General features: G+C 67.5%; 24 protein-coding genes. 19 read left to right on the top strand and 5 right to left on the bottom strand.

The window, feature by feature from the left end; translation table 11 throughout:
- The first annotated feature begins 234 nt into the window (after positions 1-234).
- From HLK59_RS16255 to HLK59_RS16245, 3 genes are all read left to right on the top strand, one after another.
- Positions 235-1,428 (top strand): PP2C family protein-serine/threonine phosphatase, encoded by a 1,194-nt coding sequence (locus tag HLK59_RS16255; RefSeq protein WP_171142141.1) that lies wholly within the window; start codon positions 235-237, stop codon positions 1,426-1,428.
- Positions 1,429-2,517: 1,089 nt separating this feature from the next.
- Entirely contained in the window at positions 2,518-3,051 is a 534-nt protein-coding gene (locus tag HLK59_RS16250; protein WP_171142140.1) for a 2,4'-dihydroxyacetophenone dioxygenase family protein, read from the top strand.
- A 57-nt stretch (positions 3,052-3,108) separates the two neighbouring features.
- On the top strand, positions 3,109-4,086 hold the full coding sequence (locus HLK59_RS16245) for a helix-turn-helix domain-containing protein (RefSeq protein WP_171142139.1): 978 nt from the start codon (positions 3,109-3,111) through the stop codon (positions 4,084-4,086).
- 254 nt (positions 4,087-4,340) lie between these two features.
- On the opposite strand, the gene HLK59_RS50475 is transcribed toward HLK59_RS16245, so the two are convergent.
- Positions 4,341-4,724 (bottom strand): hypothetical protein, encoded by a 384-nt coding sequence (locus HLK59_RS50475; protein WP_206327192.1) that lies wholly within the window; start codon positions 4,722-4,724, stop codon positions 4,341-4,343.
- Between HLK59_RS50475 and HLK59_RS50470 the strand changes: the two genes are divergently transcribed.
- A complete protein-coding gene (locus HLK59_RS50470; protein WP_206327191.1) occupies positions 4,716-5,045 on the top strand; it encodes a hypothetical protein in 330 nt (109 codons plus the stop codon). The genes HLK59_RS50475 and HLK59_RS50470 overlap by 9 nt on opposite strands.
- A gap of 160 nt (positions 5,046-5,205) precedes the next feature.
- On the opposite strand, the gene HLK59_RS16235 is transcribed toward HLK59_RS50470, so the two are convergent.
- Entirely contained in the window at positions 5,206-6,339 is a 1,134-nt protein-coding gene (locus HLK59_RS16235) for an IS630 family transposase (RefSeq protein ID WP_171142154.1), read from the bottom strand.
- 69 nt (positions 6,340-6,408) lie between these two features.
- Here HLK59_RS16235 and HLK59_RS16230 point away from each other — a divergent pair, with 69 nt between their 5' ends.
- From HLK59_RS16230 to HLK59_RS16220, 3 genes are all read left to right on the top strand, one after another.
- Positions 6,409-6,909 (top strand): SMI1/KNR4 family protein, encoded by a 501-nt coding sequence (locus HLK59_RS16230; protein ID WP_171142138.1) that lies wholly within the window; start codon positions 6,409-6,411, stop codon positions 6,907-6,909.
- A gap of 678 nt (positions 6,910-7,587) precedes the next feature.
- Positions 7,588-8,262 (top strand): hypothetical protein, encoded by a 675-nt coding sequence (locus tag HLK59_RS16225; RefSeq protein ID WP_171142137.1) that lies wholly within the window; start codon positions 7,588-7,590, stop codon positions 8,260-8,262.
- Between the two features lie 415 nt (positions 8,263-8,677).
- The gene (locus HLK59_RS16220; RefSeq protein ID WP_171142136.1) at positions 8,678-9,019 is read left to right on the top strand and encodes a transposase; all 342 of its coding nucleotides are present in this window, start codon (positions 8,678-8,680) and stop codon (positions 9,017-9,019) included.
- Positions 9,020-9,389: 370 nt separating this feature from the next.
- On the opposite strand, the gene HLK59_RS16215 is transcribed toward HLK59_RS16220, so the two are convergent.
- Positions 9,390-10,085 carry a hypothetical protein gene (locus HLK59_RS16215; RefSeq protein WP_171142135.1) on the bottom strand — a complete coding sequence of 232 codons (696 nt, stop codon included), beginning with the start codon at positions 10,083-10,085 and terminating at the stop codon, positions 9,390-9,392.
- A 252-nt stretch (positions 10,086-10,337) separates the two neighbouring features.
- Here HLK59_RS16215 and HLK59_RS16210 point away from each other — a divergent pair, with 252 nt between their 5' ends.
- The 9 genes from HLK59_RS16210 to HLK59_RS16170 all read left to right on the top strand — a co-directional run bounded on the left by HLK59_RS16210 (position 10,338) and on the right by HLK59_RS16170 (position 19,385).
- Positions 10,338-10,484, top strand: a complete 147-nt coding sequence (locus HLK59_RS16210; protein ID WP_171142134.1) for a hypothetical protein — start codon at positions 10,338-10,340, stop codon at positions 10,482-10,484.
- A 132-nt stretch (positions 10,485-10,616) separates the two neighbouring features.
- The gene (locus HLK59_RS16205) at positions 10,617-10,880 is read left to right on the top strand and encodes a hypothetical protein (protein WP_206327190.1); all 264 of its coding nucleotides are present in this window, start codon (positions 10,617-10,619) and stop codon (positions 10,878-10,880) included.
- 261 nt (positions 10,881-11,141) lie between these two features.
- Entirely contained in the window at positions 11,142-11,450 is a 309-nt protein-coding gene (locus HLK59_RS16200; protein ID WP_171142153.1) for a CU044_2847 family protein, read from the top strand.
- Positions 11,447-15,658 (top strand): trypsin-like peptidase domain-containing protein, encoded by a 4,212-nt coding sequence (locus HLK59_RS16195; RefSeq protein ID WP_171142133.1) that lies wholly within the window; start codon positions 11,447-11,449, stop codon positions 15,656-15,658. Before HLK59_RS16200 ends, HLK59_RS16195 begins: the two co-directional genes overlap by 4 nt.
- Before the next feature lie 373 nt (positions 15,659-16,031).
- Positions 16,032-16,868, top strand: coding sequence for an IS5 family transposase (locus HLK59_RS16190; RefSeq protein ID WP_171142132.1), 837 nt, complete (start codon positions 16,032-16,034; stop codon positions 16,866-16,868).
- 195 nt (positions 16,869-17,063) lie between these two features.
- Positions 17,064-17,672: a sigma-70 family RNA polymerase sigma factor gene (locus HLK59_RS16185; RefSeq protein WP_171142131.1), complete on the top strand. Its 609-nt coding sequence runs from the start codon at positions 17,064-17,066 to the stop codon at positions 17,670-17,672.
- Entirely contained in the window at positions 17,669-18,340 is a 672-nt protein-coding gene (locus HLK59_RS16180) for a hypothetical protein (protein ID WP_171142130.1), read from the top strand. The genes HLK59_RS16185 and HLK59_RS16180 overlap by 4 nt, the downstream gene beginning before the upstream one ends.
- Positions 18,340-18,807 carry a helix-turn-helix transcriptional regulator gene (locus tag HLK59_RS16175; protein WP_346779741.1) on the top strand — a complete coding sequence of 156 codons (468 nt, stop codon included), beginning with the start codon at positions 18,340-18,342 and terminating at the stop codon, positions 18,805-18,807. The genes HLK59_RS16180 and HLK59_RS16175 overlap by 1 nt, the downstream gene beginning before the upstream one ends.
- A 2-nt stretch (positions 18,808-18,809) precedes the next feature.
- Complete coding sequence (locus HLK59_RS16170; protein WP_171142128.1) at positions 18,810-19,385, top strand: hypothetical protein; 576 nt, start codon at positions 18,810-18,812, stop codon at positions 19,383-19,385.
- Between the two features lie 626 nt (positions 19,386-20,011).
- Here HLK59_RS16170 and HLK59_RS16165 read toward each other — a convergent pair.
- Positions 20,012-20,533 (bottom strand): DUF6233 domain-containing protein, encoded by a 522-nt coding sequence (locus HLK59_RS16165; protein WP_171142127.1) that lies wholly within the window; start codon positions 20,531-20,533, stop codon positions 20,012-20,014.
- A 2-nt stretch (positions 20,534-20,535) separates the two neighbouring features.
- A complete protein-coding gene (locus tag HLK59_RS16160; RefSeq protein ID WP_171142126.1) occupies positions 20,536-20,919 on the bottom strand; it encodes a nucleic acid-binding protein in 384 nt (127 codons plus the stop codon).
- A 147-nt stretch (positions 20,920-21,066) separates the two neighbouring features.
- Here HLK59_RS16160 and HLK59_RS16155 point away from each other — a divergent pair, with 147 nt between their 5' ends.
- Genes HLK59_RS16155 through HLK59_RS16145 form a run of 3 tightly spaced genes read left to right on the top strand, consistent with a single transcriptional unit; the run spans position 21,067 to position 25,159 of the window.
- Positions 21,067-22,176, top strand: coding sequence for a site-specific integrase (locus HLK59_RS16155; protein ID WP_346779740.1), 1,110 nt, complete (start codon positions 21,067-21,069; stop codon positions 22,174-22,176).
- Between the two features lie 59 nt (positions 22,177-22,235).
- On the top strand, positions 22,236-24,647 hold the full coding sequence (locus tag HLK59_RS50465) for a tyrosine-type recombinase/integrase (protein WP_206327188.1): 2,412 nt from the start codon (positions 22,236-22,238) through the stop codon (positions 24,645-24,647).
- Entirely contained in the window at positions 24,644-25,159 is a 516-nt protein-coding gene (locus HLK59_RS16145; RefSeq protein ID WP_171142124.1) for a DUF6262 family protein, read from the top strand. The genes HLK59_RS50465 and HLK59_RS16145 overlap by 4 nt, the downstream gene beginning before the upstream one ends.
- The last annotated feature ends 104 nt before the right edge of the window (positions 25,160-25,263 follow it).

Genomic DNA, 25,263 nt, shown 5'->3' with positions numbered 1-25,263 from the left:
AGTCCCGCTGGTGAGGATGGTATCGACGTCAGTCCGGGACCGGTCCCGCTCAGCCGGAACGGCCCATCGCCCGTAGTGATCGGTTCAGATGCGGGCATGGACCGAAGACCGTATCCGGGCGACTTGACCTGTTCGTACCAACCTGGCCCGTTGTCCTGACCAGGCGAAATAGGCGGAACAGGTGAGGTTGCGCAGACTCGGGGAAGAAGATGCGGCAACCGACAGGAGGTTGCTGTGAACGGTGGAGACCTGGAACTGGGCGAGTTGCTGGCCGCTGCGGAAGCGGCCCCGCCCGGTGAGTCCGTCGACGTCGTGGCACTCGACCTGCAGAAGCGGTTCGGTGCCGAGAGCGTGTCCTTCTTGTTTGTCGACCTCATCGGCCAGCGGCTGGTACGCCTTGCCGCGGCCGGCGATGAGCCCGCCGACCCTGGCGAGCCGATCGACCTGCAGGGCAGCGTCTACGACAGCGTTCTGCAGAGCCAGCACCAGTATGTGGGTCCGGACGGCCAGGGCGGACAGCGCGTCATCACGCCGGTCACCAACCGCGGCGACTGCATCGGCGTTCTGGAGTTGACCCTGCAGTCCGCGGACGACACTGTGCTGCGACAGGTCCGCGACGCGGCCCACGCACTGGCCTACATCATCGTCACGGACCGGCGCTTCACCGACCTTTACCACCTGGGCCGGCGCACCACCGAGACCAGCCTGGCCGCAGAGATCCAGCACCAACTCCTGCCCTCGGCCCCCTGCTGCGAGGCCGCCCAGTTCACTCTGGCCGCCGGGCTGGTCCCGGCGGACGACATCGGTGGCGACACCTACGACTACACCCTCGACCGCGGCACCCTGCACCTGTCGATCACCGACGCGATGGGCCACGACACGAACTCCGCGCTGCTGGCCACCCTGTTGGTCGGCGCGCTGCGGCGTGCCCGACGCAGCGGCTGCGACGCCCTCAAGCAGGCCCACCACGCCCATCAGGCCCTGCTGAGCCACAGCCGTGGTCTGGCCACCGGACAGCTGCTGTGCGTCGACCTCGAAACGGGACGGTGCGAACTGGTCAACGCCGGCCACCCCTGGCCGCTGCTGATGCGTGACAACGCCGTCGAAGAGGTGGAACTCGCCGTCAACCTGCCGTTCGGGGTGGCGGCACCCACCCCCTACCGCCTACAGGAACTGCAGTTGCGTCCCGGGGACCGCCTGGTCCTGCTCACCGACGGCATGCAGGAGCGCGGTGCCGCGGTCGTCGACCTGGCCTCGGTCGTTCACGACACCCGCGGGCTGCACCCGCGAGAAGCTGTCCGGAGCCTGACCGCCGCGGTGCTCGACGCCTGCCATGGCAGCCTCAAGGACGACGCCACGGTCCTGATACTGGACTGGCACAGCAATCGCAGTCGGCCGGCCGAAACAAGACCCGACCCGCCGCCATGAGCCGCAACGGTCTACTTGCTGAGAGGGCGTTACTCCGGATTTGACGAACGACCGGTAGGGCTGTTCTTGGCGGTGTTTGTGCCAGGTGTGAGCGGCTCGTTGTATCGGTCTCGCCCAGTCGTCTGGGCTTTGTGCGGCGATAGAGTCCCATAGTCGGTGCTGGGCGCGGGCGAGTTCGAACTTCGGCCCCAACAATGTGCTGCTCGATCTCGTAACCTTCCAGGCCGCAGTGGTGGTCGACTGGGAGTTCGCCCATCTCGGGGAACCGGTTGAGGATGCACCATCTCGAGCACTGCCAAGCGCTCGACCACTTCTTCCACGCCTACGGCTGGGAGGCGCCGCTCTGGCCTGTCCGCCAGGCTGCCATGCCGGCCAGGTGCGAGGCGCTACGACAGTTCTGCCATGGCTGGGAGCCCAATGGTCCGGACGTGCGGCAGTGGCGAGAGCGCGCTGCCGTGACAGCGGGCCGGCGGGGGTAGCCAGGAGCCCCAGCCCCCGGTCGAGCGGGTACAGGGTTGTGGACGTGACGACGGCCGCACGGGCTGGAAGGTTGTGACGTCCTGCCGGACCCGCTCGGCCTGTCCTGCCGCCATCTCGGCGGTTTGATCGGGGAGCTGGCCGCTCCCTGGACGGCCCAGCGCGAGTCCGTGCTGCGGAGAGCGGCGCGGCGGGGGAGCGCAAGCGGGCCGCCGGCGCCGGGCCTGACCACCAACTGGTCTGCACTGCCAACTGGTGCTCGTCCGGCACCTGCTGAATACCCACCAGCCGACCCGCCAGGCCAGCACGCCCCGACCTCGATCGGCAGCGAGGTCGCAAGGTCTGTAGACGCGGTCTTCAGGCAGGTCATCCAGCGGGTGTTTGGTTCCAGCCCTGGCACTGCCAGCAGCCGATCGCCTTGCGTGTGGTTCGTGGGCGGCCCTGGGTAACGTCTGTCGATGGTTTCTCCTCGCGGCACCTGAGGGCGCCCGTCCTGCCAGGAACCGGCATGTCCCGAATAGGCAAGACGGCCTGTCCGCCACGGGAAAGACCCGCTGTCGATCACCGGTGTTCACTGGCGGCCACCCACCCGCGAGACGCAGGGAGCCGATCATGCCCGACGCCGCCGGCAACGAGTTCTGGAAGAACATCAAGCCGATCACGAACTCCCTCAAGCCGGACGCCCTGCCCGAGGTCTACCTCTCCCAGGTCGCCACCGACGACGACCGGTACTACGTGCCGTTCACCGAGACCGTCGGCTCGCGCCCGCTGTGGATCAACGTCAAGGACAACAGCTGGGCCGACATCCTGCGCGCCAAGGCAGCGGGACTGGTCAACCGGCACTACCACCCGCACGAGGTGTTCGCGTACACGATCTCCGGGAAGTGGGGCTACCTGGAGCGGCCGTGGACCGCGCACGCGGGTGACTTCGTGTACGAGGCGCCGGGGGAGGGGCACACGCTGGTGGCGTACGAGAGCGACGAGCCGATGAAGGCGTTCTTCATCGTCAAGGGCCCGCTGATCTGGCTGGACGAGAACGGAGAGCCCGACGGCTTCTTCGACGTCCACGACTACATCGAGATGTGCCGCACGCACTACGAGAAGGTGGGCATCGGCGCCGACTACGTCAACTCGCTCTTCCGGTAACTTCGGAAGGGTTCCCGCGCCGTTCGACGACTCCGGCGGGAGCGATTGGAGGCCCTGGTGAGCGCGGCTCTCGTCTCCCGTGTGTCCACGTGGTCCGTCGATCCCGCCGACCGGATCGGTTTCTGGGAGGAGTACAACCGACAGGCGCTGGTGGGTCTGACCTGCTCGTCCTACTCCAAGGACGGCCTGCTGGCGACCCAGGCCAATTTCGGGCTGGGCGGCCTCAGGCTGGCCTCGATCACCGGAAACGAACACGTCATCGAACGCACCCGGCGCACCTGCCAGGCCCTGCCGAAGGACTCGGTCTTCGTCAGCCTGCTGACGGCCGGCCAGGCGGTCTTCTTCCACGAGGCCGGCTGCCTCACGGTCCGGGCGGGCGACGCGGTCCTCTACGACACCCGGGGCCCGTACCTGTTCGGTTTCCCCTCGGCTATGCGCAAGCTGCTGGTGGACATCCCCCGCGAGACCTTCGCCGAGCACTGCGCCACCGGCGACCTGCCCGCGCCCCTGCTGTTCGAGCGGGGCGCGGCGGTGTCCACCCTGGAGTCCGTGCTGACCTACTGGGCCACAGGCCGCGGCAACGCCGACCCGGCGCGGAGCGAGGCCACGGTGCTGGACCTGGTCCGCACACTGGCCGTCCCGCGCCTGGGCGACGCCTCCGCTCCGCCCACCAACTCGTCCCGGCTGGCCATGGCCCGGGACTACATCGACCGGCACCTGACTGACCCGGCCCTCAGCGTGGAACGGGTCGCGCAGGCACTCGGCGTCTCCACACGGCACCTCGGCCGTGTCTTCCGGCACAGCGGCGTCACACCCGCACGCCACATCCTCGACCGACGGCTGGCGAAGGCGCGCGAGCAGCTGACCGCCCAAGACTCCCGTCACCTCACGGTCGCCGAGATCGCCCACCGCTGGGGCTTCGCCAGCCAGGCCCACTTCGCCCGGGTTTTCCGCGACCGATACGACCAGACACCCGGCGAAGCCCGTCCACCTGGAGCCGATCGGAGTCCTGCTGCCGTACGACGACCGTGCTGAGCCTGAGCCCGTCGTAGAGGTGGTTGTGGGAGAGCGTGAGTGTTTCCAGCTCGTTCTCCCGCCGCCCGCGGTCAGCTCGAGGCCGACCCGCGCCCTGTACGGCGGGGCCGCGTTGATGACCACCACTGTCAGCCGGCCGTAATAGGGGCGGCCCGCCTCGGGAACGGCGAGGCAGGTGGCAGGGGCGGCAATTACGGCAGTGGCAGCCGGAGGGGGCGACGCGGTTGTGGTGCCGGGCCATGGCCCGCGTCGCCTCACGCAGGTTGGGTGACCGTTGACGAGTCGCGACCCCGACCGCCTCCCGCGCGTCCTGGATTGGCGCCGGGATCGCCGCCGATTCCACCGTAACTGTGTAGTCGGTCGATGGTGCCTGGCGGTACGTCCCAGGCCGAGTGGCTGAGGATGAGCAGGTCCTCGGCGAACCGTTCGCGGTCCTGCGGCGGCAGCGGGCCAGGAAGTAGCGGCGGATGTACTTCACGTGCATGCGGGATGTGCCAGCCCCAGACGAGAAACTGGCCGTCCATCGTTACGGCGGTGACGGCGGCCAGGGCGCCATTGGTCAGGAGCAGGCCCAGCGGCGTACTGAGCCGGGGACAGGCGCCGAAACGCCCGCGCTGCCCCTTCGGCGCGTGTTCCACGGAGATAAGCGCAGCGCCGCCTCACTCGCCGCCCGCGGACAGGCCCTGGAGGATCCGTACGAGTACGAGCACGAGCAGGACCGGAGCGCCCACGCCGACGGAGTCCGATGCCGGCAGGACCCCGATGAGGGGGGCGCGACACCCATCAGCAGCAGGGTGGCGATGAGCATCGCGCGGCGGCCGAGGCGGTCACCGAGGGCGGCGTCGACCGGCCGGAGGAACAAGCTGATGCCGAAGGTGGCGAAGGAGATGATCAGCGAGTCCTCGCCTGGCCCGTCGAAGAACAGGCCGTTGAAGACCAGCCCGGTGCACAGGGCGTAGATGAAGAAGTCGTACCAGTCGATCGTTGTTTCTATGACGCTCGCTGCTACAACTTTCCGCATCTGACGGAGGGTTGGAGCGGGCGCTGCCGGTGCGGTCATATCGGTCACTTCAGGGCGGAGACGAGGATGCTTTGGGTGCTGCACAGGCTAGTGCCGCATCAGGCAACGTTCGCCCTGTTCACGACGTCGCGAAGGCGCTCGTCTTGGGCATGCTTGTTCCGCCAGATGATGTAGCGGCGGATCATGCTGCCCTGCTCCTTATCGCTGGCGTGGTCGGTGCCGTCGAGGGTGAAGTAGCGCAGGGCCGTGAACTGGGCCTCGATCCGGTTCAGCCACGAGGAGTTGGTCGGGGTGTAGGCGATTTCGACGTTGTTCGCCTCGGCCCAGTCCGCCACCCGACGGCACCGCTTCGTGGTCAGGTGCGGCGAGTAGTTGTCGCACACGATGGCTATGCGCACGTCGGCCGGGTGGAGACTGCGCAGGTAACGGCAGAACTCCAGGAACTTCGAGCGATTCTTGGTCTTCTTGATGTGGCCGTAGAGCTGGTCTTTGCCCAGGTCGTAGGCCGCGAACAGGTGCCGGACCCCGTGCGGGCGGGTGTAGGTAGCCCGGCGGCGCGGCCTTGGCTCGCGATCGGGGTCCTTGCCCTTGCCGCCGCGCTCAGCCCACTGGCGTCCGGGGTGGGGTTGCAGATTGAGCGGGCCGAACTCGTCCATGCAGAAGATGACTTCGGGCTCGCTGTTCTCGGGGACGACCTCGCCGTCGGCGATGGCGTAGAGGTGCTCGACACGGGCCTTCTTCGCCTCGTAGTCGGGATCGTTCGAGGACTTCCAGGTCTTCACGCGTTGAAAGGAGACGCCCTCCTCGCGGAGCACAATGCGCAGGCCCTCGTGGCTGATGTCGTCGACCACCCCCTCGGCGACCAGGAAGTCGGCCAGCTTGACCAAGCTCCAGGTCGAAAACGGCAGGCCGTGCTCGGCCGGCTTGGACTTGGCGATCTTCTTGATCTCGCGCTGCTCAGGCAACGAGAAGGTTCTGGGACGGCCGCCCTTGTACTTCGGATACAGCGAGTCGAAGCCGTCCGCGTTGAAGTTGTGGATCACGTCGCGCACCCGGTCCGCGCTGGCGAACGTCACCGCAGCGATCTTGTCCACCGGCATGCCCTGCGCGGAGAGCAGCACCATCTGTGCCCGCCGCCAGGTCACCACGGACCCGGTGCCCCGCCGAACGATCTGCAACAACCGCCGCCCCTCGTCGTCATCGATCTCCCGGACGCGCACACGTTCAGCCACGTGATCATTCTGGACACCTGAGCCTCCTCCGGCGGTCAACCGCAGCCCATAGCTCCTACGATTCGAGTCATGGCTCGTTCTGACGATGTGCTGCCCGCGTTCTGGGACGCCAGCAGCAACTATGGGGTGCAGCAGCCGCTGACTGACCAGGCTGTGCGGGACGCCGAGCGACTGCTCGATGTCACGCTCCCAGCCGCGCTGATTGATCTGTTGCGCGTTCAGAACGGCGGCCAGGTGACAGGTGCTCGGAACGCTTTCCGGACAGACAGGCCGACCTCCTGGAGGGAGGACCACGTCCCGTTCGACCATGTGATGGGCATCGGCCACCGCGAAAGCACAGTCTCGTTGCTCGACAGTCCCTACCTGGTCGAGGAATGGGGTCTGCCCTCGCCTGTCGTGCTCCTCTCGGGCGACGGACCCTGCTGGATCGCGCTGGACTACCGGGCGTGCGGCCGACACGGGGAACCTTCAGTCGGATGGTTCGACGCTGACTTCAGCGTGGAGTTGGCCCTCGCCGCGGACTTCGGATCCTTCGTCGAGGGCCTCACTTCCGCCAGCGATTTCGACTGAAGCGCCACCGCGAGACATTCGGCTGACCTCGCGAGCAGCAGGACAGTTCCCGCCAACGTCACGGCAAGGCGAACGTTGCCTGATGCGGCACTAGGAACTGCTGCAGCGTTGCCCCATGTGGTGTGAACCCATACTTTGATGCCGTCTGATGGTGCGAAACGCTGTGGAGGGCGCCCGTTGGCACGGCTGTTGGCTTTAACGCTCCGCGGCGGCCCCACTTCTCCGGCTTGCGCTGGCTCCGCCCACAGCAGACAGACCCAGTTCCGGTCCGAAGCGGCCCTGCCACTCGCCAGGCCCGACGGCGCACGGTGGGGCCAAGCCAGGCCGGAATCGAACACGCTCATGGGTCCACGTCAGGCCGATTCTGGCGGGGCCAACTGCGCCGTTAAAGCCAGGCTGTCGGCACCCGTTGTCACCTGTGGTGACCCGTACCGTGCTGGTTGGACGGCTCGTTCGTCGCTGAGCTGTCTTGGATAGTCGCGCTTGCGCCCGCCCCCTCTGCGGGCAGGGGCGTGTATGACCGCGCGTCAGGAGATTGTCGAGCTTCCGAGTTCGTGGGGGAAGGGACTGGTGGCCTCATGCAAGGTGCAGGGGTAGGTCAACTGCGGGCCAGCGCCGTTGCCGGACGCTAGTGGGGCGCACATGCCGGGTCATAGGTCCTCCCGCCAGGGAGGGGTTATGCAGGAGATGGCGTGCGCTCTTCCTGCAATCGGGGACGAGTCTCGTGACCTGTTCGCCTTGGCCAAGCTCGATCATGTCCGGCATGTGGCTGACCGTGGGCGGTTGTTTCCGTCACGGGTGGGGAACGCCATGGCAGTAGGGCGGTGGCGGGGGTGGGGCGTGGAGATTGCTGCGGTGCTGGTGTCGGTTGTCGCGCTGGGGGTTTCCGGCTTCGCGTCTCTGCGACAGCTGCGACTGACGGAGCACGCGAACACTCTGCCCGTTCTGGTGGATCTGTTTCGCGAGCATCGCAGTATTCAGCTGGCCCGGGCCCGGCAGGTGGTCTACGAGCAATTGCCCAGCTGCGATCTGTCCGCAGGGCTCGAGGGACTGCCTGAGTCCGAGCGGGATCTCGTGCGGGAACTGGCGTGGTTCTACGACAACTTGGGCGCCCTGGTCGCGCACGGTGTAGTGGATATCGAGCCCGTGTCGGGCTACCTGGGTGGGTCGGTGATCTCGGTGTGGGAACGCATGGAACCGCTGGTGCAGGCCGAGCGGGCCAAGCGGGCGAGTAACCACTTACCGGATCCGAACCGGTGGCAGGAGTATTTCGAGAATCTGTATCACCTCGTACGCGAAACTCCAGCGGAGCAAGCGCGAGCACAGACCCAACTGTGGCGGCTCTCCTCATAGTGACCACCCAGCTTCTCCTTGCGATCGACGAGACGGTAGCCGGGGGCGACTGCACAGATCTGTTCATGCAGACGTTCCAGCAGCGGCCGCCAGCCCAGACCCACCACGTGGAATCGCGCAGGGATTTGTATCGGATGCGTACCAGAGGCAGCGGGGTTGTCGGACATTTCCGTCTGCGTCAGACTGCCGTCGCGATCGGCCCGGGCACGCCTGCCCAGCCCTTCATCGACGCGCTGAGCGACCTGGTGCAGGCGCAGGTGGACAACGACGCCACTTCCCGCCGGACCTCCCCGACTCCGAACACACCACGAAGTAGTTCTGGCCGGGGCCCAGTTACGCCTCAAGGCCTATGAGCCCGTCGACGGGCCCGTCGCGTCCGGGAGTTGGGCATGCGGGCGCCCCGGCGCCCCGGCGCGTGGGGCCGCGGCACCGTCCGTCCGGACGGTGTCCGGCTGGCTCACCCGCCACCCGCCGCCCGGACATCCTCACCCAGGACGAGATTCAGCAGTTCAAGACCGTGCTGGCTGCTTGCCCGGAACTGGATCAGGCCCATCAACTGGTACGCGAGTTCGCGGAAATGCTCACGACACGCACCGGCACTCTGCTGCCGGAGTGGATCGACAGAGCTCGCGCTGCACAACGGCCTGGCATCACCGACTTCGCCGGCGGGCTGACCTCCGATCTCAAGGCCGTGGTCGCCGGCCTGACCCTGCCCTGGAGCTCCGGAAGCGTCGAGGGCGCCGTTACCCGCAGCTAGAAGATTCAGCGGCAGCTTTACGGACGCGCCGGATTCGAACTGCTCCGCAAGATCATCCTGTTCCAGTGGCCCTCCGCGGCCGCTGTCCAAGATCTGTGCCAGAGCCCCGCTGTAACCGCCCGAGGCAGCGCCGGGCGTTCATGCACCAGCCGGATGGGTGGGCCGCGGAGCGAGGTGCCCGCCGAAGGGTGAGTCCCATCCGCACGGCCTCCCGCCGAACCGGATCTCTGTTGTGGTCGCCGAGGCCCACCAGATTGCGGTTGCTCCAGGTGTCAACGGAGAGTTGGGCTGCCGTGGAGATGCTGTCGGGTTGGTACCGGGACATCGTTGAGCGTCCTCCAGGACGCGGTGCAGGGCGGAGTGCGATGACTTACCTGTCGATCTGCACGATGTAGCCCTGGTCCTTCCATGCCATCCTTCTCTCACCGCTTCTCGGGTACCAGACCCCGCCGATCAGTCGGTAGTCACCCGCGGGCGTATTGGCAGGGACTCGCAGGCAGCGGTGATACGTCGACTCTGGGCCCGGGGTGAGCGTAACGTGCAGGTCCCCTGACGTGTCGTAGTACTCCGTTGAGTCCCGGCCGACCAAGCTGGCGCCCAGCATGACAGGCAGAGGCCCGTCCGCCTGCATGCGGATCCTGTACGTCAGTCCCAGTGCCTGGCCCGGATGGAGCACCGCGGCGTCGCACTCCAGAGCGAGCAGTTCTGCGGTGGCTTCTGCAGCCCGTCGATCGGTGACCGGACTTGGCGTTGTGACATCGTGGGCCGGCAGCGCGTGGTCCGCCGCGGCTGCCGCTCGCCACAAGCGCAGGAATTCGTTGATCTCGGCTTCCGGCGTAGTGTCCCGAGCCGCTGCGGCAAGAATCTCTACCACCGTGTCTACGACGTCCCAGGAGGGGAGCCGGCCGGTGGTGAATACCGTGTGCAGCCGGCTGCGCGATACACGCCCGTCGGCCACCGATTGGCACATCAGGCTCAATGAGGGTCTGCCCGCCCGGAAGTGAAGGTCGTGCAGCGCGTCGTTCAGACGTTGGAGCGGTCCCTCCGGCAGATCCGGCTGCTTCAACCTCCCCGGTCTGCCCACAGCGCGTCCTCCTACTACTGCCGTCTAGAACCGTCCAGATTCGTCCCGTCAGGATGACAGCTCGTCCCAAGTCGCGTGTCGTTTTCCGCGGTTGTGACAGAGCGTCCAGGGCGCCGAAACGGCCGGGACCGTCAGTCAGGGCCCCACGAGGAAAGGGGCCTGACCTGACACAACCGACCTCCATGGAGGAACCCCTTGCGCTGCGCACTCCTGCTACGAAGGCTTGCCGCCCTCGTGCGTTCACGCACAAGCCGCTGGTTCACCACCGGCCGCCGACTGGTTCGCAACGCCTGCACCTGGGCGGACACCCCTACAGGAAAGATGCTCCTGTGGGTGCTCGGCACGGCACTCAACATCCTTGTGCGGCACCTGACCGGATAGACGATGCTCGGCGCCTCTGCCGAGTTCGTCTGAAGCGCGGGTGGCCGGGAGAGGCCCCAGGTCCTCTCCCGGCCACGCAAACTGGGCTCGCTCAGCGCCAGCGCCCGCGAACTGGGCCTGAACCGACGCACGGTGGCCAAGTACGCCCGCGCCACCAGCTGGCAGGAGTGTGCACGCCGCGCCCCGCCGCAGCGAACGACCAGCCTCAATCCCTACCTGGAATACCTGCAGCAGCGATGGGACGAGGGCGAGCACACCGCGAGGGTGCTGCACCAGGAGATCACCGCCAAGGGCTACCAGGGCCACTACCAGCGAGTGAAGATGGCCATCGCCGCGATCGGGGCGGCTACGGGCAGCGTCATCGGCCACCTCGGAGGATGGCGAAGGGGGACATGATGCCGCCCGGGAGCGGCTGCCGCAGCTGTGCGGAAGGGCGTCGTGGTGACGTTGACCTGCGAGACCGAAGTGTGAAGGAGCCCACATCGCTAGCACGCGAGGCGGTTCGTCGAAACCGGCTTGGGAGCAATTCCCTCGCAGGAGCAGTGTTCCCGTGATGCCGCTTGCGACCGCAGGGCACGAACTCCTGCAATAGGGCGTACGTCTCATGCGGGGCGCAACGGACATGAAGGGGAACGCAGGGTGGCGTACGTGGGTGAAATGTTGCTGGATGACGGGCACGTCGTACTGCTTGAGGTCTCGGAGGGGGACAGCACGGGCATCGACCGGGTCGGGCGACGCGCCGATCTCGCCCGTGGCGCGTCGGACACTCTCCAAGAGGCCTTGAAACGGGTTGGTCCCGCTCTTGTCGCGGTGGTGACGGCGACCCGGGGCCTGTCGACCGCCCCCGAGTCCGTGACCGTCGAGTTCGGAGTCAAGCTCACGGCGGAGGCCGGTGTCGTCGTGGCGCGTGGCACGACCGAGGCGAACTTCGCCGTGACCGCCACCTGGAGGACGCGACAACCGTGACAGCGACCGAGTCGCGCCCGCCTGGCGGCCGCCTTCCCGCCTTCGGTTCTGCTGTGGCCCGGCTGTGCACCGCGGAGGGCACACCGGTCGGTACTGGTTTCCTCATCGCGCCGCACACGGTCGCCACGTGCGCCCACGTGGTGGCGCAGGCGCTCGGGAGCGATGAAAGGGCGCTGTCGCCGCCGACAGGTTCCGTTCTGGTCGAGTTCCCCTTGCAGCGCGGTTCGTCGAGGTACCCGTCCCGGATCACCGCCTGGCTGCCGGTTGATGCGGACGGCAGCGGGGACATCGCCCTGCTGGAACTTCCCGGGCGGCTGCCTAATGTCCGCCCGGTGCCGCTCGCCGGAGCGGACGACGTCTGGGGACACCGCTTCCGTCTCCTGGGATTTCCCGCATCCGCCGAGCACGGTGCCTGGATCAGTGGACGGTTGCGCGCCGCGGTCGGCGCGGGCTGGATCTCCATGGAGGGGGACGGCGAGACCCACCGCATCGCACCTGGCTGCAGCGGGGCCCCGGTGTGGGACGAGGAGGTGGGTGGCGTGGTCGGCATGACCGTCGCAACGGACCGCTCCGGCGCTTCCTACCTCATCCCCGCCGCCGCGCTCCTCGAACTCCGGCCGGGTCTGCGCCGATGCCCCTACCAGGGGCTGGATGCCTTCCGAGAGGAGGACGAGGAGTACTTCTTCGGCCGCGAGAACGATGTGGAGCGACTGTTGGACGCGGTCGACCGTCACCTCGTCGTGCCCGTGGTGGGGCCGTCGGGCAGCGGAAAGACATCCCTTGTCCGTGCCGGGGTCATCCCTCGCTTGCGCGCGCTCGGTCACACCGTCTCGGAGATCCGCCCGCTGCCCGGCACCCGTCCGTCCCTCACCCTCGCCAGGGCGCTCACTCCGCTTCTGGAACCGGGCCTGGGCGCCGCCGAAGGCGAACGCGACGCTGTGATCCTGGCCGACGTCCTCGATGCGGACGGCGGGCTGACTCCCGAGGCACTCGGGACCCGGGTGCTGAGCCACGGCGGGTCACGAGGGCATGTCCTGTTCCTCAACCAGCTCGAGGAAATCGTCACGTCCGAACCGCGTTGCGCACGCGACCTACTGGCGCTCTGCATCGCCATGGCGTCCGCGACCGCGGAGGGCCGCCGGATCAGGGTCCTGGCGACACTGCGCTCAGCCTCACTGGACGATCTGGCCGCCCCCGGCACTGCCGCAGCACTCAGTGACTGCGCCCAACTTGTCGCACCCCTGTCCCCCGAGCAACTCCTGCAGGTCATCAAGGGGCCGACGACCCGCGTTCCCGGCCTGCAACTCGAGCCCGGTCTGGCCGAACGCATCGCCACGGACGTAGAGGGCGAACCCGGGCAGTTGCCCATGGTCGAGTTCACACTCACCGAACTCTGGGCGTCGGAACAGCTCGAACGCGGCGGATGGACCCTGACACACAAGGGCTACGCCGCGCTCGGCGGTGTCGCCGGAGCCCTCTCAGCCCATGGCGAGAAGCGAGTCGGTGAAGTCGTCGCGCTCCGCGGTGAAGGGCTGGTACGACGCCTCTTCGTGCAACTGGCACGTCCCCATCCGTCAGGCGGGTTCACCCGCGTCCCGGCACGCCTGGCGGAATTGCCCACCCCGCTCCGCGCCGTCGCCGAGTCCCTCGCCGTACGCACCCGCTTCCTGCGCATCACCGTGGGCGCCGACGGTGAACCCATCGCCGACCTGGCGCACGAGGCCCTGACCCGGCAGTGGGAACAGCTGGGGCACTGGCTGGAGGACTCCCGCGAGTTCCGCGGCTGGCAGGAACAGGTGCGTGAACAGCGGGCGCGCTGGGCCGGGGGCGGCCGTGATCGCGGGCTCCTGCTGCGCGGTGTCGCACTGGAGACGGCCCTGCACTGGCTCGAGCGCAGCCCCGCGGATGTGTCGGCGGCGGAGGGGGAGTTCATCGCGGCGGCAGTGCGCCATCGTCGCCGCGGGTTACGCCGGTGGCGAGCGGTGACTGCCGCGTTGGCCCTTCTGTCCGTCATCTCCGTGGTGCTGGCGGTGCAGTTCGGCCTCAGCAACGAACGATCGAAGCGACACCTGTGGCAACAGGCCTCGCAGGCGCTGGCCAAGAGATCCGAAGCGCTCGCCGGTAAATCGCCGTCCACCTCCCTCCAGCTCTCCCTGGCGGCCATGAACAACGCTGATACGCCTGAGGCACGACAGGCACTGCTGAAACGGTATGTGTCTATGCGGACAGTGGTCGAACAGCGTGACGCCGCCTGGACCGGGACGCTGTCGTCATTCACCTCCAGCGCAGACGGCCGTACGGTGGCGACCGCCTCAGACGGGGGCCAGGTGTCCGTGTGGCGCGACTGGAGCGACGGGACGTTCCGGCGCACGGAGGTCGTTCTGCCCGGACTGCCGGTCGACATCCAACTCCGCGACGACGGCTGTCTGCTGGCGGCCTTGTTCGACGACGGGCGCATCGTGGTGCGCCCCACGGGCTGCCAGGGACCGCTCGCTGGATTCTCCCTTCAGGTGCCTCCGAGCCACGGTGGTGTCGTCATGGGGTTCGGCATGGACTTCCGTACGGACGGTCGGCTGTTGTTGCTGTACGAGAACGAGGCGGGCAAGGAGCGGGCCGTGCTGTGGGACACCTCGGAAGGTGCCTCGGCGGTGGCACGGCTTGTGTGGACGCCCGACTGGACGGGAGTGGTGCAGGCTCGGCTGGCTTCCGACGGTGAGCACGCCGTCGTCGTCGGCCATGAGTCCCCGGAAGCCGGCCGGAACCAGGCGCTGCTCGTGCCCTTGAACGGAGGGAAGCCCCGGGGCGAACCGATCGACGGAGTCATGGAGGCACTACGTGATGGACGAGTGCTGCTGTCCGACGCGGGTGACTACCCCGGCGACGTGGTGAACCCCGTGAACGGAAAGCGATCGCATTCGGTCCACGGCATGGAGAGCGGAAGCCCGGATCTGACGGGCGGGTACCTCGTGGACGGCATCGACTCCGTAGCGGGGCCAGACGTGAACAGCAACTTCCTGACGATCACGTCCCTGCACGGCGACAGCTACTACTGGACGGCGGTCCCAGTCGACGAGACGGGGTCGACCATACGTTCGAGTGTCGTGGTCCCCGCTGAGAAAGGCGGGATCAGGCTGCTCCTGCCGGTCGGCTCGGATCTACTGGTCCTGGAACCGGAGTCCACCAGCACGCCGGTACGGAAGCTCACCCCGGCGGGCTGGGCCGAGGTGTGGGACCGGCACGGTCGGCAGCGGCTCATGATGGCGCCGGACGGAGGCTTGCTGCTGGCATCGGCTCCGGGAGGCGGAGAACCGAACCGACGCGCCATGCCTCCCGATGCGGAGGCCGAGAAATTCGCGGACGCTCGTTTCACCGACTCCGGTGCGTATGCCGTGGCCTGGGAGGCATCTGGTGTGTGGCGCTATCGCACACCAGGGTTGGACGCCAGACGTCGCCTGGGCCCGGTGCAGAAGGCGGGCTCCGTGCACGGAGTCGAGCCGCTGGGCGGGGACACGGTGGCGGTTCTCAGCGACGGCGGCCTCGAACGCGTCGACGCGCGAACGGCAGAGAGGATCGGCGAACCGCTGCCCGATGCCGGACGGAACTGTGCCGCGGGCTGCGTACTGGAGCGGGTACCAGGTCATCCCGACCGTGCGGCCGTACTGGCGGACGGCACCGTGCGGGTCTGGAACCTGGCCGACGGCACGCTCGTGGAGCCCGAACTGAAGCTCGGCCCAGGTCTTGCAGACGGCGGATTCGGCCGGGCGGTGGCGTTCAACCAAGACGGCACGCGGCTGGCTGCGGTGACGTCGTCGGGCGGGGTGGAGGTGTGGGACGTAGGGACCGGCCGCCGGGCAGACCAGCGGCTGGTGGAGTCGGAGATCGAGTCGATCCTCGACTTCGGGCCGCAAGGGCTACTCCTGATGGACATCACCGAGCAACCGAGGCATTGGGAACCGGGTTCCGACGCGGCTCTGGACCTCGGCTTCCCCTCATACGCCGCGGAGGCCTGGCGCATGGAGGACGGCGCCGCCACCGCCGATGTGCGCGGTGCGTTGCTGACGATTCCGCTGGACCCGGGGCAGTGGGTCCGGTCCTTGTGCGTGCACGCCGACCGGGACTTCCTGCCCGGGGAACTCAGCGGCCGCCCCGCGGGCATGAAGAGCGAACCGCCTTGTGCGGCTCATCGAAGAGGCGGCACAGGGCGGTGAACGCAGGTCCCCCCGCCACGTAACCGCGTCATGGGTCCTTCGGGGCCTCGTTGACACTTGAAGAGGCGAGCCGCTGCTCCGTGAGTGCGTGGTGCTCCACGGGTGCTACCGAGTGGCAAGGGTGGGCCGTGACCGGTATTAGAGGACGTTCGCATCACTTATGGGCCACTACGCCCCGGTCACTTTCTGCCAGCGGTACCTCGGTACAGGGCATTTGCCGAAATCGCCCAGCTTTCAAGAGGGTTCAGGTGCCCGCTTCAGCACTGACATACCCGACACCTCCTGTCCGGTTCGAAGATGACCCGGTAGCAACTGCTTTGCCTCGCCCGTTCGAGCGATAGCGGCCGTGCGGACCGCGTGAGTCAGTATCTTCATGGCCCCGCGACTGCCCTATCTCAGTGATCTGTCCGATGCCCGCTGGGCGTTGATGGAACCGATCTTGACCGCCTGGCGGGCCGAGCGGCAGAAGAACTCCCTCAACCTCGGCGGCAAGGTCGCCGACCTGCGGGAAGTCATGAACGCGATCCTCTACCTCAACCGGACCGGCATCCCATGGCGCTACCTGCCCCACGACTTCCCGCCGCACACCACGGTCTTCGGATACTTCAGCGCCTGGACCGCCGACGGCACGATCGAGAAGCTGGGCGTCCACCTGCACGGGATCGTCCGCCAGCAGGAAGGCCGCGCCTCCGAGCCCACCGCCTGCGTCATCGACGCCCAGAGCGTCAAGACAGCACCCAGCGTGCCCGTCGACACCCAGGGCACCGACGCCGGCAAGAAAATCGTGGGCCGCAAACGCAGCATCGTCGTCGACACACTCGGCCTGTTACTGCTGGTCACGGTGACCGCCGCCAGCGTCTCCGACAACGAGGCCGGCATCCAGCTCCTCAGCCGGATCGCCGCCGACCGCCCCACCATCAGCAAGGCATGGGTCGACACCGGCTACAAGAAGAAGGCGATCGAACACGGCGCCACCCTCGGCATAGACGTCGACGTTGTCCCGCGAAACACACAGGTCAAGGGCTTCTCCGTGACACCGAGGCGCTGGGTGGTAGAGCGGAGTTTCGGGTGGATCATGATGCACCGCCGGCTCGCCCGCGACTACGAGACCAAACCCGCCCACTCCGAGAGCATGATCCGCCCCGCGATGATCTCCAACCTCGCGAAACGAGCCACCGGAGAAACACCCATAACCTGGCACAAACCATGAACTCCGCTTCTTCATGCGGAACGTCCTCTGAGTAATAGTTTTCGAGGGTCGCATGAGTTTCGCGGCTTCAAAGTCGACATGGTGGTGCCAGAGAGCCCGACCAACTGGGCACTCACGTAGGCGAGTTGGCCTGCGTCTGGTCCCTGCGCCGGTCCTCAGTGACGAGGCCGGCGCCTGCATCGCCTGGAGGATCCCATGGGCAACGGCGACGTCAGCACTGACGTATCGCCCCAGGACGGCGGCCACGGCCAGCGCGTCCAGGCCCCTCCCGAACTCCCCCTCGACTTCGAGGCCTTCTACCTCGGTCACCAGGAGTTCTTCCACGACTTCGCGGAGATCCACCTCGGTGGCCGCCGGGTCGCCGAAGACGTGGTCCACCACGTGTTCCTGGAGATCCTCGGAGGCTGGGACGAACTGCTGCAGCAGGGCGACCTCGAACAGCAGGCACTCGCCGTCCTGCACCGCGGCGTCACCCGCCGCCTTGATTCGGACGGCCGCCCTCCGGCCTTTCTGATCAACGGGCCGATAACGCAGAACCTTCAAGCGGTCCGCAACCAGCTGGAGTTCAACAGCAGCGCCGGCGGCCTGTACGAGGCGATCCTGGAACTGCCCACCCGCCAGTTCACCGCCATCGTCCTGCGCCACCTGCTCGGCTACCCCACCAAGCGGATCGCCCGCTACATGGGCCTGGACACCCGCACCGTCGACTATCACGGCCGCAAGGGCAAGGAACGCCTGCGCATCCGGCTGGACCTGCCCGCCCCCGCGGGCAAGAACAACCCCAGGAAGGGAACGGCACAGTGACCGCCATCGACGACGTGCTGGCCGACGCACGCATCCCCACCACCCGCCGCGAGGGCTTCGACGTCGGCGCCGCGCTGCGCCGCCTCGCCGCCGACGCGGCCGGCCCTGCCGCTCGCCCGACCGCCGACATGGTCCGCGCCGCCCAGGCCGGACAGCGCCTCTCGGTGGTGTGCCGCTGGATCCTCAACCGGCCCGACGCCGCCGACCACGTCGACTGCCTCGCCCAGGAACCCGATGCCCTCCAGGACGACCGCCACCTGGACGTCGACGGCGCCCTCATCTTCGCCTGCCTGCTCCACCTCACCGACCACCGTGAGAGCGCCCAGTTCTGGTGGCAGCTCGCCGCCGGCGCCGGACACCGCGCCGCCGCCTACTGCCTGCACCTGCACCACCTCGCCCTCGGTGAGACGCGCGAAGCGTGCCACTGGCTGCACGAGGTCACCGACGACGTCCTCGACTCCGACGCCCCCGACAGCACCTTCCTCGCCACCCTGGAAGCCGTTGCGAAGTACGTACGCAAGAGCGGCGCAAGCCTTGCAAGTGCTCCCACCGGAGGCCTGGAGATGGAAATCGACCGCCTCGCCACCACCAAGGCCGACTCCTGCATCATCGTCCGCCGACCCGACCAGCGCCTCGCCGACCGGCTCCACGACTTCACCCGTCGCTGATGAACCTTGGTGCCAGGCTGCGAACAGTGGCTCAGTACAGGGCAGATGCCCGAGCTGGCGCCTCTGGTCTCGCTAGCCCCAGGGGGATTGCCTGCCGTCCGGGGAACGGGGTCTCGACACTCGTACTCGACACATGCTCTACTGGCTGCATGGCCTCAATTCGCCTCACACGCCCAACAGTTGAAGTGATCAAGGTGCTGTTGGCATCTCCGCCAGAGGCTCCAGCTTGGGGGCTGAAGATCTGCGAGGCAGCCGACCTGGGCTCTGGCACCGTCTACCCGATCCTTGAGCGGCTCGCGAAGCAGGGGTGGATCACGAGTTTCGAGGAAACCGCCCCCCACCCTGGACGCCCTGCGCGACGCTATTACGAGCTCACTGCAGCGGGGCGTATCGCGGTAAATAGTGCTCTTGAAGCGCGCCGGAAGCGTCATGCAAGCCGTTGGGGGCTCGCCGGAGGGGAAGCGTAGCCGTGCCAGCACTTTATCTTGTTTCCGCGGTCTTCGTTTTCGATCAGGCCATGCAGTGGAAATATGGCGCAATTTTTGTCATAGGCCTTCTCCTGTTGAGCGTCGGTGTCAGGGCACAGCCACAGGACAGCTTTCTGGAATATGTGCGCGCAGCCTCGCGGACGACTGAGCTGGCATCCTGGATGGCAGGCCGGAAGCGCGCCCGGCTGCGAGAAGAGTGGGCTGCAATCCTTGCAGGCGACCCCGAGAATGATCTGCTGCTCTCCCCGGTTCGCAAGATGCGGTACGCGTTCGGCTTCGTCAAGGCATCTCTGGTCTACAGGCTGACGGACCTTGCGGCCCCGCTGTGGCATGCGGTGGATTGGGCACTGTCTATGAAGCCGCGAACAAACACCCTCCTCGCATTCCTTGTCGGCATGCAAGCCGTATACATCGCGGACGCATATGGCATCTGGGCGGCGACTTGCTGCAGCATCTATTGCTTGATCGCGCTTCGTACCGCCGTCTACTTGCTGTGCAGAATGCGAGGCATAGAGCCCGGATCCACCTCTCCGCGTAAATCCAGAATAGGGAAATAAGGGCAGAGTCGGAAACGGCCTCGCCTATTTTCGCAGACACGCAAAAGGAGCCCTGTACCCCAACAGGTTCCTAGGCCTCTGAGTTGGGAGGGCTCCTTGCGCGAGGTTCCAGCACGCATGAAAACGAGAGGAACTCGGTATGGACGAGAGTAACGCAAAAAGCCAGGCCAGGCATCCGTCCCGCTGGGGTAGGGCAGGTATCGAAACCGCCCGCCGCCTGGGTAAATGGGTGGGTCGGCAGGGGCGGGACGTCCCCAGTGAGTTCCTGCAGGGCGCGGCGTACAGGCTGGGCAGTGGCGCCGTGACCTTGATCATCCTGTGGTGGGAGACACGGCACTGAGCACGCTGCGGGCCCTCTTGTTGGGCCCGCAACACCACCGGCTGCCACAGGGGCCAAAGTGTCAAGTCTGCGTAAGAGGAGAGGTCATCGCGCTCTGACGGCCAGGCCGAACTGGCCCAGCCCGTAAGTCCGGACTGTCCGTCCGCGCCGAACGAGGGCGGCCCGCTCACTATGTGCCTATCGTGCGGCAGCAACATCCCAACCACAGAACTGCGCGCCAAGGTCGGTTCGGAGGCGTACTCCGCACCGTTGTGCTGAGCGGGAGGCGAGGACCTGCGACAGCTGGTCAGGAGCCCTGGCGGAAGCCGTGGTCGAAGCCGTGCAGCAGCGGCTCAAGCTCCTGGGCGGCGCCGCACAGCGTGCACATCCGCACGCCCGCCTTCTCGGCAGCGTCCAGGGCCTGGTCCACCGTCAGCACGGGTGCACCCTGCGGTGCCTCGTCACAGTCGGGGGCGTGTACGACGCCGCGGTCGGGTCCGCGCCGGCCGTCCAGCTTCTGCAGGACCCAGCCGGGCGGGCGGCGAGGTCCGAGGATCTCCCGCTCAATCGGCGGCGGCGCGAGCCGGCTGGTGGGGACGTCGTCGTACGAGACGCCGTCGACGGGCTCCACGTGCTCGGGTGCCTGCACCCACACCGTGTACCAGGCGGGCTCCACACGCCCGTCCTCGGTGTTCTGCCAGGCCGGGAGGGAGACCTTGAACCGCCAGCCCTCGGGGGTCTGATGACGCTCGTGGAGCAGGCCCCTGACGGTCTGGCCGCCCGGCAGGATGACCGTCACGGCCGGCAGCTTGGGCGGCGTTCCCGCCACGGCTACGCCTCCTGCTCCCCGCTGCCCGGGACCGCGGCCGCCGTCAGGGCGGCGTGCCGGAGACCACTGCGGGCGTCCGAGCGCTCCGGCCCGTCGACCACGCCCCAGAAGCCGTGCGTGACGATCGCGGCGGCCAGGACGCGTTCGCGCTCACGCAGGTCGGCGACTTGCTGCTGCTCGGTGTCCGTCCAGCCGGGGGAGTCCGGGTGGGCTGGGGACGTGGAGAGCCAGTAGCCCTCGGGCCTCGCCCAGGCTTCGATCGGCTCCACGCTGTACGGCAGCGCCGTGTACAGGGCTGCCAGGTCGGCGCGCACCGCCTGGAGGTCGCGCTGCGCGGTCAGGAGATCGTCGGGTTCTCTGGGGTTTTGACGGCAGTGGTGTGACATGGCATCTCTTGTCGTCGTGTGGTGTATTACGACGGTTCTCGGGGGGTGTAGCTCTGTCGTAGGTCGTTGCGATCGAGCGGAGCATGAGAACGAATGTACGGAACATTTCTGGTCTCGATGCCGTCGGGGACCCGGTACTGGACCGTGGTGGACGACGAGCTGGAGGTTGTCGAGGAGGCGGACCGCTTTCTACGGGAGGTACGCCTGGCGCGGGGCCGGGCAGAGACGACGACGAAGGCGTACGCCGAGGCGGTGACCTTGTTCCTGCGCTGGTGCGCGGTTACAGGGCGGGATTGGTCGACAGCGGCCCGGGATATGGGGCTGTTCATGGTGTGGCTGCGGTGGGCGCCGGGCAACAGCGGCCAGCGCCAGTCCGTGGTCCCGGGGCCGGGAGGCAAGCCGGTCCGCGGGGATGCGCGAATCAACAAGGTGCTGACCGCGGTACGGATGTTCCTGCTTCACGCGGTGGTCAACAAGATCGCGCCAGCCTGGGTCCTTGAGCAGCTCTACGAGCTGGGGGATGACCGTGACCTGCCGGTGGAGGCACGGGGCGAGAGCGGTGGGATGCGGTACCGGCTACGGGCCCGTCACCGGCTGCAGGAGCCGGAGACGGAAGTGGACCGGGCCAGCGACGAGGAAGTCGTGGCGATGCTGCGGGCCTGTCGGTCAGCCCGGGACAGGTTGATCGTGCTGCTCCTGTCCCGGGTGGGGTTGCGTCCAGGACAGGTCGCGGGGCTACACCGCTGTGATGTCCACCTGCTGATGGATGCGCGCTCGCTGGGGTGCGATGTCGAGGGGGCCCACCTGCACGTGATCCGGCGGCAGAACGTGAACGGCGCCTGGTCGAAGTCGAGGAAGTCGTGGGTGATGCCGGTGGACTTCCTGGTAGTACAGGCCGCCGACCAGTACGCGGTGGAGCGGTACGAGATCCTCGGGCAGGGCGGAAGCGACTTCTTGCTGGTCAACCTCTTCCGCCCGCCCTATGGCTCGCCGGTGACCACCGACGCGATCGGCGAGCTGTGTGAGTCGCTGTCGCAACGGGCGGGGCTGGGCCGCCGGGTCGGGCCGCGGATGTGCCGGCATGCGATGGCCAGCAACGTCATGGATGCCGGCGGCACGCTGGATGAGGTTCAGGCCCTGCTGGGCCAGAAGAACCCGGCCTCCCCCCGTCCCTACCTGCATCCGGACCGCTCACGCCTACGTGCGGCCGTTGACCGCGTGGCTTCGCCCCGCCTGACCGAGGGGGAGGACCGGTGAACCTGGTAGTCGCAACGCCCCGACACGGGGCAGGGGAAGACACGGTCACCACGGGGCTCATGGGCGCCGTCCAACCGGAGTTCCTGCAGCTGCTCAGCTGGGATCCTCACGTCCGGGTTCTGCTGCTGCCTCGCTCGCACCCGCAGTTCAGCGGCGAAGATTGCCTGGTTGCTGGCTGCGACAAGATGTCGTACTACGCCCACCAGAAGGGAATGTGCACCGGGTGCACCGAGCGGTGGAAGAAAAGCGGCCTGCCCTTCGACGAGTTCGTCACCATCAGGCGATCGGGCCGGATGGTCGGGTTCTTCCCTTGCCAGGTCGCGCACTGCGAGCGGCCGGGCAGACGCGCGACACTCCTGTGCTCGTCGCATGACTACCAGAGGCGCAAGGTCTACGGGATCCCGCTGGAGGACTTCCTCGCTCACCCCGAAGTACAGCCGCTGCCCGCCCTGGGGCCTTGCCAGGTCGCTGCCTGTGACCGGCAAGGCGAGACCGGGGGCGGGTACTGCATGCCCCACGCCGACCAATGCCGTGACCTCCGGCAAGAAGGCGCCTTGGAGGACGAGGACCTCTGGCGGCTGACGACCTCGGCCATCGCAGAGTCCCGCAAGGTCAGCCTGCGCGGACTGCCCGACCGCGTAGTCGCCGAGATCCTCTTCGGCCTCCAGGAACGGATCGCCCACGGACTCCGGCACAAGGACTACCAGCTGCGCAATCTGTCCCACAACGCCCGTGCTCAGCAAGTCACTTCACTCGACGAGCTCGACCTGGACGTCCTCACCCGCACCGACAGGACCCAGGCCCGGGGCTTCCTCATGCACATCCGCCGCTTCGGCCTGAGCCCGGAGACCGAACGCCACAAGGACGTCTGGGACGCGAGCGTCTTCGGCCTCGGCGGCACCTTCTCCTTCACCGGGATCACCCAGCCCTGGCTGAGGGAAGGAGCCAAGGCATGGGCCCTTGACGACATCCCCCGGCACCGCGGAAAGAGTGGCAAAACCGCCGTCCAACGCACCCTGAAGTCCCTGAGCCGATTCTCCACGAGCCTGCACCTGAGCCGGGATGACCACGGCGTCGACCTGCCCGTGCTCGGCCGCGTCGACATCACTGCCTTCCTGGGCCGGCTGAGTTTCCTCAACGAACGCGGCGACATCTCCGGCTGCACGCAGTACATGACCGTCCGCGACACCAGACGCGTGCTGACCAGGCTCCGGACCCTGGGCCTGACCAAGTCCGGCCAGCCCCTGCACGGCCTGGCGGACGACTTCGCCCTCCGCCAGGAGGACATCCCCGACGACCCCGAGGACTCCGAAGCCGGCCGTGACCTGCCTCCGGAAGTCATGCGGCAGCTCTGCGCCCACCTCGACTCCCTTGAGACTGCCAGCTCCACAGACGTCCGCACGACCATCGAGCTGCTCATCGACACCGGCAGGCGACCCAACGAGATCTGCAAACTGCCATGGCAGTGCCTTGACCGCGAAAGCGACGGCAGCCCCGTCCTTGTCTACGACAACACCAAGAACCTTCGGCACGCTCGCCGACTGCCGATCGCCGGCGCGACCGCCGCACTCATCATCAAGCAGCAAGAACGCGCCCGCGCCCGCTTCCCCGACACCCCGGCCGACAAGCTCACACTCTTTCCCGCCACCTTGGCCAACCCCCACGGCACGAAGGCGACCACCTACGAGTGGGTGTCGGCACAGCACCGAGCCTGGGTGAAGGGCATGCCCGACTTCCTCGTCCCCACCGTGATCGTCGAAGACGGCAAACGGGTCACCACGATGCTGCCCTTCGACAAGAACAAGATCTACCCCTACACCTACCGGCACACCTACGCACAACGGCATGCCGACACCGGGGTCCCCCAGGACGTTCTGCAATCGTTGATGGACCACCGCGAAGCCAGCACCACGCAGCGGTACTACCGCGTCGGCGAGAAACGCCGCCGCGAAGCGGTCGACCGGGTCACCACCATGCAGTTCGACCGGCACGGCACACGCATCTGGCGCCAGGCCAAAACCCTGCTCGACTCCGAACACGCCCGCCGCGCCATCGGTTCCGTCCAAGTCCCCTACGGCACCTGCACCGAACCCTCCAACGTGGCCGCCGACGGCCACGACTGCCCCGTGCGCTTCCGCTGCGTGGGCTGCGGACACTTCCGCACCGACGTCTCCTACCTCCCCGACCTTGAGGCATACCTGGCCGACCTGCTCCGCAACCGTGAACGTCTGGCCGCCTTCGCCAACGCCGACCACTGGGCCAAGACCGAGGCCACACCATCGGACCACGAGATTGCCCGTGTCCGCCGCCTGGTTCAGCGGGTACGCCAGGACCTCGACGACCTCACCGACGAGGACCGGGCCCAGATTCACGAGGCAGTCACGCTGGTCCGCCGCAGCCGCGGCGTCTCCCTGGGCATGCCGCGCGTCCGCCAGCCCCTGCCCGACCTTCGCCCCGAGAGGACCGGATGACCAGCATGATCGACGGGCGGCGAGCCGACTCTGCTCGCCGCCGCGAACGCGTTCTCAAAGCCCTCGATGTCCTGCTGCGAAGCGACCAGGACATCACAGTCTCCGGCCTGGCCCGCGCGGCACGAGTGGACCGCACCTACCTCTACCGGCACCGTGACCTCCTCGAACGCGTCCACGCCGCCGCAGCAGCCCCACCAGAAGAGGGCCGGATCGCGGCCGTCAGCCGGGCCTCGCTGCGGGCAGACCTGACCAACGCGCTGGAGCGGAACAGGCGGCTGACAGTCCGGGTCCGACAGCTGGAGAGGCGTCTCTCCGAGAGCCTTGGGGAAACCGCCTGGAAAGAATCCGGCCTTGGCGCCTCAGCAGACATCGACGAGCTTCAGCGTCGCATCACGCTGCTTGAACAAGACCTGGCCGACACAAAGGGCCAGCTCAATGAGCGGACCGAGGAGCTCGATGCCGCGCGGGCGGCTAACCGGGAACTGACCCGGGCACTGAACCAGGCCCACTGAGAAGGTTCGGCATGGTGACCGATACAGGCCGTGTGCTTCTCGCCAAGCCGTCGTGTCCCGAAGTCCTTCAGAGGTTGACGTAGCGGGGTGATCGTCTGCCTCCT

This window comes from Streptomyces sp. S3(2020) (assembly GCF_013044505.1).
Taxonomy (GTDB): Bacteria; Actinomycetota; Actinomycetes; order Streptomycetales; family Streptomycetaceae; genus Streptomyces.
The sequence above is the reverse complement of the archived record's forward strand: the minus strand, read 5'-3'. Positions and strand labels throughout refer to the sequence as shown.